Annotated in this window: 9 protein-coding genes and 1 pseudogene; 5 read left to right on the top strand and 5 right to left on the bottom strand. The window is 69.9% G+C overall.

What is annotated here, in order from left to right; all coding sequences use genetic code 11:
- The 3 genes and pseudogenes from VGX25_RS14975 to VGX25_RS14965 all read right to left on the bottom strand — a co-directional run.
- Nucleotides 1–409: pseudogene (locus VGX25_RS14975) on the bottom strand (alpha-ketoacid dehydrogenase subunit beta); the annotation flags it as partial.
- On the bottom strand, nucleotides 397–1,380 hold the full coding sequence (locus tag VGX25_RS14970) for a thiamine pyrophosphate-dependent dehydrogenase E1 component subunit alpha (RefSeq protein ID WP_326918386.1): 984 nt from the start codon (nucleotides 1,378–1,380) through the stop codon (nucleotides 397–399). The gene VGX25_RS14970 and the pseudogene VGX25_RS14975, both read right to left, overlap by 13 nt.
- Nucleotides 1,364–2,695 carry a Xaa-Pro peptidase family protein gene (locus tag VGX25_RS14965; RefSeq protein ID WP_326918385.1) on the bottom strand — a complete coding sequence of 444 codons (1,332 nt, stop codon included), beginning with the start codon at nucleotides 2,693–2,695 and terminating at the stop codon, nucleotides 1,364–1,366. The genes VGX25_RS14970 and VGX25_RS14965 overlap by 17 nt, the downstream gene beginning before the upstream one ends.
- A 103-nt stretch (nucleotides 2,696–2,798) precedes the next feature.
- Here VGX25_RS14965 and VGX25_RS14960 point away from each other — a divergent pair, with 103 nt between their 5' ends.
- The 4 genes from VGX25_RS14960 to VGX25_RS14945 all read left to right on the top strand — a co-directional run bounded on the left by VGX25_RS14960 (nucleotide 2,799) and on the right by VGX25_RS14945 (nucleotide 4,699).
- Nucleotides 2,799–3,422, top strand: coding sequence for a cupin domain-containing protein (locus tag VGX25_RS14960; protein WP_326918384.1), 624 nt, complete (start codon nucleotides 2,799–2,801; stop codon nucleotides 3,420–3,422).
- Between the two features lie 251 nt (nucleotides 3,423–3,673).
- Nucleotides 3,674–3,826 carry a hypothetical protein gene (locus tag VGX25_RS14955; protein WP_326918383.1) on the top strand — a complete coding sequence of 51 codons (153 nt, stop codon included), beginning with the start codon at nucleotides 3,674–3,676 and terminating at the stop codon, nucleotides 3,824–3,826.
- Nucleotides 3,827–3,866: 40 nt separating this feature from the next.
- Entirely contained in the window at nucleotides 3,867–4,079 is a 213-nt protein-coding gene (locus tag VGX25_RS14950; protein ID WP_326918382.1) for a hypothetical protein, read from the top strand.
- A gap of 218 nt (nucleotides 4,080–4,297) precedes the next feature.
- Nucleotides 4,298–4,699, top strand: a complete 402-nt coding sequence (locus VGX25_RS14945; protein ID WP_326918381.1) for a hypothetical protein — start codon at nucleotides 4,298–4,300, stop codon at nucleotides 4,697–4,699.
- A gap of 417 nt (nucleotides 4,700–5,116) precedes the next feature.
- Here VGX25_RS14945 and VGX25_RS14940 read toward each other — a convergent pair whose 3' ends face one another.
- Together VGX25_RS14940 and VGX25_RS14935 are read right to left on the bottom strand one after the other, a co-directional pair.
- Nucleotides 5,117–5,788 carry a DUF998 domain-containing protein gene (locus tag VGX25_RS14940; RefSeq protein WP_326918380.1) on the bottom strand — a complete coding sequence of 224 codons (672 nt, stop codon included), beginning with the start codon at nucleotides 5,786–5,788 and terminating at the stop codon, nucleotides 5,117–5,119.
- A gap of 9 nt (nucleotides 5,789–5,797) precedes the next feature.
- Nucleotides 5,798–6,823: a LacI family DNA-binding transcriptional regulator gene (locus VGX25_RS14935; protein ID WP_326918379.1), complete on the bottom strand. Its 1,026-nt coding sequence runs from the start codon at nucleotides 6,821–6,823 to the stop codon at nucleotides 5,798–5,800.
- Nucleotides 6,824–6,981: 158 nt separating this feature from the next.
- Here VGX25_RS14935 and VGX25_RS14930 point away from each other — a divergent pair.
- Nucleotides 6,982–7,985 (top strand): endo-1,4-beta-xylanase (locus tag VGX25_RS14930; protein ID WP_326918378.1); only part of this gene is annotated, 1,004 nt, incomplete at its 3' end.

The following is a 7,985-nucleotide window of genomic DNA, read 5'->3' as shown; positions in this document are numbered from 1 at the left end:
AGTTCTCCACCGCCTGGGAGTGCTGGGCGCCGAAGCCGAGCCCGCCGCCGTTGGCGGTGCGGATCACCAGCGGGACGGTGACCTGCCCGCCGGTCATGTAGCGCATCTTGGGGATCTCGTTGGCGACATAGTCCCAGCAGCAGGCCAGGAAGTCGGAGAACATGATCTCGGCCACCGGGCGCAGGCCGGTCATGGCGGCGCCCATGGCGGCGCCGACGATCGCCTGCTCGCTGATGGGGGTGTCCCAGACCCGCTCGGGGCCGAACTCGGCGAACAGGCCGGTGGTGGTCTTGAAGACGCCTTCGGCGGCGCCGATGTCCTCGCCCAGGCACACCACGGTGGGGTCGCGGCGCATCTCCCGGGCGATGCCCATGGCGACCGCCTCGCGGTAGGTGATCAGGTCCGCCACCGCGCACCCCCGTCCGCCCACACGTCGGTGAACGCGGTCGCCTCGTCGGGCGGCGGCGCCGCCTTGGCCGCCTCGACCGCGGCGGCCACCACCTCCTGCGCGCGCTCTCGGCGCTCCTCGATCGCCTCATCGGCCACGCCGTCGCCGCGCAGCCGGTCGGCCAGCAGCACCAGCGGGTCGCGCTTGAGCCAGTGGTCGACCTCCTCCTGCGGCCGGTACTTGGCCGGGTCGGAGCGGGAGTGGCCGTACTGCCGGTAGGTGAGCGCCTCGATGATGGTGGGGCCGTTGCCGGCGCGGGCGCGGTCGACCGCCCGCGCGGTGGCCTCCAGCACCGCCACCACGTCGTTGCCGTCGACCACCTCGGCCGGCAGGCCGTAGGCGGGGGCGCGGTCGGCGGCCGGCTGGGCGACCGCGGTGACCGACGCGATCGGCGTGTACTCCATGTACAGGTTGTTCTCGCAGACGAACAGCGCCGGCAGCTTCCACACCGCCGCCAGGTTGAGCGCCTCGTGGAAGGCGCCGATGTTGGTGGCGCCGTCGCCGAAGAAGGCGACCGCGACCTGCCCGCTGCCGCGCAGCTTGGCCGACCAGGCGGCGCCGCAGGCGATCGGCAGGTGGGAGCCGACGATCGCGTACGAGCCGAGCATGTTGCCCTCGGCGACCGTCAGGTGCATCGAGCCGCCCTTGGCGGCGCACAGCCCGGTGGCGCGGCTCATCAGCTCGGCCAGGCATGCCTCGGGCGTGGCGCCGCGGGCGATGGCGTGGTGGTGGCCGCGGTACGTGGCGAACACGTAGTCGTCGTCGCGCAGCGCCGCGGCGGCCCCGACCGCGACCGCCTCCTGCCCGGCAGCCAGGTGCGTCGTGCCCTTCACCAGCCCGGCAAGGAAAAGGTCGTGCGCGGCCTTCTCGGTACGCCGGATCACAGCCAGCCGTTCGTACCAGGCCAGCATGTCCTCAGTAGACACGTCCATTGTGTCCAGTGCCGTCCTTGTCGGTGTTGCGGTGGGACTGGGCGTCCCGCAGGGTGTTGAGGGCGCCGCCCGCCGTCCAGTACTTGCGCCCGGCCACGAGCAGGTCCTCCGCGGGGAACTTGGTGATCACCTCGCAGCCGTCCGCGGTGACCACCACCTCCTCCTCGATCCGGGCCGCCGACCAGCCGTCGTCGGCCGGCCAGTAGGTCTCCAGCGCGAAGAGCATGCCCTCCTCGAGCGTCTCCGGGTGGTCGAGCGACACCAGCCGGGAGAAGATCGGTTTCTCCCAGATGGACAGTCCGACGCCGTGCCCGTACTGCAGCGCGAACGCCGCCTCCTCGCTGGGAAAGCCGAACTCCTGGGCCCGTGGCCACACCGAGACGATGTCCGCGGTGGTGGCGCCCGGCCGGACCAGGGCGATCGCCTGGTCCATGTACTCCCGGCAGCGGGCGTAGGCGTCGCGCTGCGCCCTCGACGCGCTGCCCACCGCGAAGCAACGGTAGTAGCAGGTGCGGTAGCCGAGGTGGCTGTGCAGGATGTCGAAGAAGGCCGGGTCGCCGGGCCGGATGATCCGGTCGGAGTAGACGTGCGGGTGCGGCGAGCAGCGCTCCCCGGAGATCGCGTTGACCCCCTCGACGTACTCGCTGCCCAGCTCGTAGAGCACCTTGCTGACCAGCGCCACGCACTCGTTCTCCCGCACGCCGGGGCGCAGGAAGCCGTACAGCTCCTCGTAGGCGGCGTCGACCATGGCGCAGGCCTGGGTCAGCAGCCCGATCTCGTCCGGAGTCTTGATCTTCCTGGCCTCCAGGAAGACCTGCTGCCCGTCCACCACCTCGAGGCCCTGCCGTTGCAGGGCGGCCAGGATCGGCATCTCGACGAGGTCGACGCCGACCGGCTCGCCGGCCACCCCGTGCTCGGTCAGCACGGTGGCGACCTTGCGGGCGACGTCGTCGGCGATGCCGGCATCGGGGTGGAACGCCCCGCGCAGCGTGGAGATCCCGGCCCTTGCCCGGTTCTCCCCGTCCAGCCACGGGTTGTACAGCTGGTGATGCTTCGCCGCCGAGCCGAAGTCCCAGAGCACCGGTTCGCCGCCGCGCGGCAGCACGGCGAAGCGGATCAGCTTGTCCATCGCCCAGGTGCCGATGTGCGTGGACGTCATGTACCGGATGTTGGAGAAGTCGAACGTCAGCAGGGCGCCGAGGGAGGACCGGTCCAGGGTATCGTTCAGCCGCCGCAGGCGCTCCACGCGCAGCCGGTCAAGATCGATCCGCTGCTCCCAGTCGACCGCGTTCGGCCCGTAGGTGCGGATGGCCATAGCCGAACGTAAATCTGGGCTCGACATGCTGTCAAGCATTACTTAACACTGAGTCGAGCTGACGCATAATGCGTGCAGTACCGCTGCATGGGAGGAGTGGCGAATGGCCACGTCGGAGCTGCCCTCGCTGGGCGAGCGGATCCGCGAGGAGCGGGTCCGGCGCGGCGTCAGCCTCCGCGCGCTGGCCGCCGAGGTCGGGGTCTCGGCCAGCATGATCTCCCAGATCGAGAACGGCAAGAGCCAGCCGTCGGTCAGCACCCTCTACGCCATCACCACGGCGTTGGGCATCTCCATCCACGAGGTCTTCGACGCCGGCGCCCCCGCCGAACAGCCGCGCGTCGTCGGGGAGCCGACCACCCTCATCGAGGCCCTCGGTTCCTCGCGCGGCCAACGCATCGGCCCGGTCGTCGGGGAGAAGGACCGCCAGGCCCTCACCCTCGACACCGGCGTGGTCTGGGAACGCCTCGGCGAGCTGCCCCCGCACCCGGTCGACTTCCTGCTCGTCACCTACCCACCGGGCGGCACCTCCTCGAGCACCGGCGGCCTGATGCGCCACCCCGGCGCCGAGTTCGGCTACCTGATCAGCGGCGAGCTGGTGTTGACGCTCGGCTTCGAAGAGATCCACCTCTCCGCCGGCGACTCGTTCTCCTTCGAGTCGGCCACCCCGCACAGCTACCGCAACGAGGGCACCGAGCCCGCCGTCGGAGTCTGGTTCGTCGCCGAGTGATCATGGCAGGTCGGGGTCGTGCCGGGGCCGGGTCGCGGGAATCGGACTGCGGAAACGGCGCCCGCGCCGCGCGCTGCGCGGCCGCCGTTCGCGCACGGCGATCATGCTCGGCGACTCCGCGTGTGGCGGCCAGGCCCAGATGATCGTCGGGATGGGATGCTGACATTCATATCCGAGCACCGATTTCCCATTCTGCCGATCATGGTGCCCGCGCCGAGCCGCGGGCCTGCGATCCGGGATTACTATCCACAATGGACGCTCGGCTCTCCGCCGGGGTATTCCACAACGCCGCCACCGCGGCTACCCCGACCGCGGTGCTCGGCCACGACGCCGCGCAACGGCTCGGCATCACCCGGCCCGGCGCCGGCACCCGCATCGTCGTCGGCGGGCACGGTTCGTGGTGATCGGGATCCTCCGGCCGGTCGAGCTGGCAACCACTCCGCGTTGATCGGCTCCCCGGTGGCCGTCCGGTTCTTCCGGTACGACAACCATCCCAGCCGCATCTACGTCCGCACCGAAACCGACCGGACCGCGTCCGTCGCCGCGCTGCTCGCGCCCGCGGCCACCCCGGAGCACCCCGAGACGGTCGCGGTGAGCCGCCCGTCCGACGCGCTGACCGCCCGCCCACCCCCCGCCGACGCGCTCCGCCAGGCGTGAATACGGTTGGAGCACACTCTACGCGATCATTTACCCCGGCTTCTCCGGAACGGCGGAGTCGCCATTCTTGCCGAGGCCGGTGAGCACGTTCGTGATCCATTGCCTCATCGCGCAGCTGTCTGTGCCTCTTCGTTTTCCTGCGTGGCACTGCAGCCGGGTCCGAAGTCGGGCAGCATCGAACTGCGAATTGCAAGTTCAATATCTGAGGGAGAGTCGCGATGGCGCAACCCACGGCCAACTACCTGGAGCAGATCCCCGAGGAGCTGCGGCAACTGATGCTGCGGCAACTATCGGAGGATGATCTGGCCAGGCTGGCACGCGTGAGTAGGACCATACGCAGCAGCGTCTTCATCAATCTCCAGACCCAACTCGCCGACGTGCTTCAGCGCTATGACTACGCCGAGCAGCAGATCGGTGACATGATCGCGCTGGTGCAGCAAATCCATAGCGCCAACCCTGAGTTCCTGGAGTGGGATCCGTCCACTCCGCCATCGGCCGAGGTGCAGCAGGTTCTCGACCTGCTGGGCGACGTGTGGAATCAGATCAACTACTCGATTCAGGAGCTGAATGTCATAGGTGAGCACGCCCAGGCGCTCACGGCGTTCATCAATTCGATCTGAGCCAATCCGGGCCTGACGGTCGGCGTCTCGGCCGGTTGCCGCCGCACCGGTCGATTTCGAACCGGCCGTCGGGCCTGGTTCGTCACCGAACGCCGGCTCGTTCCATTCCTTCATCAGGCGGGACTCGCCGGTGATCCGTTCATGGACCTCGTCGACCTTGTCGAGCAGCCTTTCGAAGGCGGCTACCACCTGCTGCTGTGCCCGAACGCCGCCGTCCAGGGCGACCCGCGCGGCGAAGATGTCGCCCCGGCTCCTGGCCGACTCGCAGAGTTCTCGAGGTACGACGTCTTGCCTCGGCCATTGACCCCGGCGACGTAAAGATGGGCCGGCTCGGCCCGACGGAGCGCGATGAGGGAGCGTTCAAAGCGCTGCAACTCGTCCTCGCGGCCGACGAAGTACTTACCGGGGTCAAGAACGTCAGGGGACCGGTGCTGGTGTTTCCGGCGACCGGCCGGGCGGCTTTTGGGTCCATTGTGGACTAGCCAGCACGAGGCCCAGTACGACGACGGCGATCGCGGCGACGGCGGTTGTGACGACCAGGCGTTCGACGAGGCCGAGGGGGACGAAGCGCCACCAGGGGCGGCCGTCGCCGGCGTACATGTTGACGACGCCGATCATGATGAGGGTGAACCAGCCGAGGGACAGGCCGCCGAGGCCGCGGGCTGCCCAGCGCCAGCCGGTCGCGTGCGGGAAGGCGGCGCCGGCCACCATGATCACGGCGAGGGGGAGGGAAACGAACGCGGTGAGGCTGGCGTAGCGGTGGACGACGCCGCCCGTGCCGGGGCCGACCGCCCAGTTGGTCTTGGTGAAGGCGACGATGATCAGGAGGCTGGCGGTCCACACGGCGCCCAGCAGCACGGGCGCGGACAGCGGGCGGACGAGCCGGCGCCGGGTCAGCTCCAGGAAGACCAGGGCGGAGCCGATGGCCACCAGCAGCACGGACAGGTCGAAGATCCACTTGTTGGGGCTGAGGGCGTACTGGCTGAGCGTGCGCCGGACGGGGTCCATCTCGTCCGTCGGCGGCACGAAGTGCAGGGTCAGCATCAGCAGGGCGCCGAGCGCCAGCGAGCCGAGACTGAGGCGAGCCACACCTCGAGGTTAAGGGCGGCCGTGTGAATCGTCCGTACTGTCGCGGATGACCAGATCGGTGGCCAGCTCGACGCGCGGGCTCTCGATCTCCTCGCCCTTGGCCAGCCGCAGCACGGTGCGCGCGGCGAGCCGGCCCATCTCGGCCAGCGGCTGGCGGACCGTGGTCAGCGGGGGCGAGGCCCAGCGCGCCTCCGGTAGATCGTCGAAGCCGACCACGCTGAGGTCGTCGGGGATGCGCAGCCCGCGCTGGCGCACCGCCTCGTACACACCGAAGGCCATCTGGTCGCTGGCGGCGAAGATCGCGGTCGGCGGGTCGCGCAGGTCGAGCAGCGCGGCGGCGCCCTGGAAGCCCGACTCGTGGTAGAAGTCGCCCGGCTGGATCAGCTCGGGGTCGGCCGCGATGCCGGCCGCCTCCAGCGCGGCGCGGTGCCCGTCGAGTCGGGCCCGGCTGCACAGCAGCCGCGGCGGCCCGGCGATGAACCCGATCCGCTCGTGGCCCCGCGAGATCAGGTGCTCGGTCGCGGCCAGCCCGCCGGCCCAGTTGGTGGCGCCGACCGTGGGCACGTCGAGCGCCGGCACGCCGGCCGGGTCCACCGCCACGATCGGGACGTTGAGCCGGCGCAATTCGGCCTGGTGGGTGGGCTGCAGCGTCGAGGCCACCAGGATCACCGCGTCCGACGCGCGGGCCCGCAGGTTGTCCAGCCACTGCCGGGTGGACGTCGAGCGGCGGTGGATGGCTGACACGACCGTGCCCACGGCCGCGGCGTGCGCGACGTCCTCGACCCCGCGGATGATCTCCACCGCCCACGGGCTGTCCAGGTCGTTGAAGACCAGGTCGATCAGCCCGGCCCGGTCCCGGCGGCGCGACGTGCGCCGGCGGTAGCCGTGCTCGTGCAGCAGCTCCTCGATGCGGGCGCGCGTCGTGGGCGACACGTCCGACCGGCCATTGACGACGCGCGACACCGTCGGCACCGAGACGCCGGCCTCCCGCGCGATGGCGGTGATCGTGACTTTGCGTTCCCCGTCGATCGGCAAGGCCATCTCCTTCGAGCTGAGGAGTCTCAGGGTAAGCCCGAAAGGTTCCGACGGCCAGCAATTACCCCAGCGTGGCGATTTACTTGACGGTCAAAAGCCCGGCGGCATAATCTTCCGAGAACATAACGGAAGATCGCCCGAAAGTTTCGGAGCCCTGCATGAAGGCCATCAGCATCGCGGCTGTCACCCTCCTTGCCGCGTCGATCCTGACCGTCGGCCTCACGGCCAGCTCCGCCGACGAGTCCCACGCCGCCCGACCGCTTCCGGTCGACTCGCCCCTGCGCGACCTGGCCAAGCGTCAGCACCTGCTGGTCGGCACGGCGGTGGACTTCGACGCGTTCAACGCCGACACCGTGTACCGGGAGCGGATCGCCACCGAGTTCTCCTCGATCACCGCGGAGAACGTGATGAAGTGGCAGCTCCTCGAACCGGTGCGCGGCCAGCTCGACTTCACCGCCGCCGACGCGCTGGTCGCCTCCGCGCGGCGCAACGGGCAGCAGGTCCGCGGCCACACCCTGTTGTGGCACAACCAGCTTCCGGAGTGGCTGACCCAGGGCGTGGAGTCCGGCGAGATCACCCCGGCCGAGCTGCGCCAGATCCTGCGCCAGCACATCTTCGACGTCGCGTCGCACTTCCGCGGCAAGCTCTACCAGTGGGACGTCGTCAACGAGGTGATCGACGACAACGCCCAGCTGCGGGACACCATCTGGCTGCGCAACCTCGGCCCCGGCTACATCGCCGACGCGTTCCGCTGGGCGCACCAGGCCGACCCGAGGGTCAAGCTCTACCTCAACGACTACAACGTCGAGGCCGGCAATCCCAAGAGCGACGCCTACTTCCGACTGGTCAAGGACCTGCTGCGGCAGGGCGTGCCGGTGCACGGCTTCGGCGCGCAGGGCCACCTCGGCGTGCAGTTCGGGTTCAACACCGCCGCCCAGGTGGCCGCGAACCTCAGGCGCTTCGAGGACCTCGGCCTGGAAACCTCGCTCACCGAGGTCGACGTCCGGATGCTCATGCCGCCGGACACGGTCAAGCTGCAGGCCCAGGCGCAGGGCTACGGCGTGCTGATGCAGGGCTGCCTGCTGGCCCGCCGCTGCGTCTCGTTCACCGTCTGGGGCTACACCGACAAGTACTCGTGGGTGCCGGGCTTCTTCGAGGGGGA

Origin of the sequence: Actinophytocola sp. (assembly GCF_035942955.1) — a bacterium.
GTDB lineage: Bacteria > Actinomycetota > Actinomycetes > Mycobacteriales > Pseudonocardiaceae > DASYTH01.
This window is presented reverse-complemented; position numbering and strand designations above follow the sequence as displayed.

Coding starts and splice junctions, on each gene's coding strand:
- VGX25_RS14945 (WP_326918381.1), top strand. CDS start 4,298: ATGGCGCAACCCACGGCCAACTACCTGGAGCAGATCCCCGAGGAGCTG.
- VGX25_RS14970 (WP_326918386.1), bottom strand. CDS start 1,380: ATGGACGTGTCTACTGAGGACATGCTGGCCTGGTACGAACGGCTGGCT.
- VGX25_RS14955 (WP_326918383.1), top strand. CDS start 3,674: ATGGACGCTCGGCTCTCCGCCGGGGTATTCCACAACGCCGCCACCGCG.
- VGX25_RS14960 (WP_326918384.1), top strand. CDS start 2,799: ATGGCCACGTCGGAGCTGCCCTCGCTGGGCGAGCGGATCCGCGAGGAG.
- VGX25_RS14965 (WP_326918385.1), bottom strand. CDS start 2,695: ATGGCCATCCGCACCTACGGGCCGAACGCGGTCGACTGGGAGCAGCGG.